Annotated in this window: 1 protein-coding gene; it reads right to left on the reverse strand. The window is 71.3% G+C overall.

The genetic code is table 11. The features are described 5' to 3' along the window. Positions 1-93: 93 nt before the first annotated feature. Positions 94-891 carry an IclR family transcriptional regulator gene (locus AB0C29_RS49125; protein WP_360835356.1) on the reverse strand — a complete coding sequence of 266 codons (798 nt, stop codon included), beginning with the start codon at positions 889-891 and terminating at the stop codon, positions 94-96. Positions 892-1,255: the final 364 nt, after the last annotated feature.

The following is a 1,255-nucleotide window of genomic DNA, read 5'->3' on the forward strand; positions in this document are numbered from 1 at the left end:
GTCGCGGACCCGAACACCGTCGAGCGGCCGGTCTTGCATAGGGCAATCTCCACCCGGAGCTCCCGGCCGGACCGGACCCGGTCCGGCCGGGAGCTAGAGCGACGAGCCGAGCGGGTGGTCGAAGCCGCGTTCGTTCATCCGGGTCGCCGCGGCCAGCAGGGCCGCGGTGAACTCCGCGACCCGGTCGTCGGTGAACCGCACGGTGGGACCGCTGAGGGTCAGGGCCGCCACCACCGAGCCGGACCGCCCCTCGAGCGGAACAGCCACCGCGGACAGGCCCTCCTCCCGCTCCCCGTGGCTGACAGCGAATCCCTGCACGGCTGCCTGGTCGATCCATTCCTGCATCCGGCCGGTATGCCCCTCGCCCCACGGCGAGGACAGGGCGATGCGGCTGAGCAGCGCGGGCGGGGCGTTGCGGAGCAGTACTTTGGCCGAGGCGCCGGCCCAGAGTGGAAGTTCGTCACCCACCCGGACGACGTGCCGCAGCGGTTGAGGGCTCTCCTGCTGGGCGATGCAGACGCGGACGGTGTCGCGGACGACGTAGAGGTTGACCGTCTCGCGTTCGCGGGTGGCGAGCTCGCGCATCAGCCGCTGGGTCTCGGGCGGCAGTTCCCAGCTCTGCCGGGCCAGGTGGGCCCACCGCCACAGGCCCGGGCCGGCCATGTAGCCGGAGTTCGTGGCCCACAGCAGCCCGGTCTGCTCCAGCGTCTGGACGATCCGGATGACGGTCGTCTTGGCCAGGCCGGTCGCGGCGACGATGTCGCGGATGGCCAGGAGCGGGCGCTCCTCGGTGAGCAGCGACAGGATGTCCAGGGCGCGCTGGATGCTGCGTACGCCCTGGCTGTCGGACGTCTCCTCGCCGGGGGCCTTGCGGCTGGTCGCGGATGGCACCGTGACTCACTTCCTCTCGTCAGCCGCGACGGGCGGCCGTGGTGTCGCGGACACCGACGATTGTGCCGTCCCGCCGGCGTCGACATCGGCTCGTAACTTTTCGACACCCACCTATTGCCTTCGCCCGGCGGCCAACCGTACGTTACACCCGAGTCCGCAGAGCGGTCCAGAAGTGCCAAATACGTCCACTGAGCGGACCTGGGAGGTTCTCGTGCTCGACGCGATTCTCGAGACGCCGGCCGGCGACGTCGTCCTCGCACCTGCCTTGCTCGGTGGAAAGTGGAGCACCGACGGGGCCACGATCGAGCGCGTCGGGCCGTACGTCCGCAAGGTGGTCAGCCGGGCCCGGCCGGCCGGGCCCGGC

Origin of the sequence: Actinoplanes sp. NPDC048791, from assembly GCF_040650095.1 — a bacterium.
Classification (GTDB): Bacteria; Actinomycetota; Actinomycetes; order Mycobacteriales; family Micromonosporaceae; genus Actinoplanes.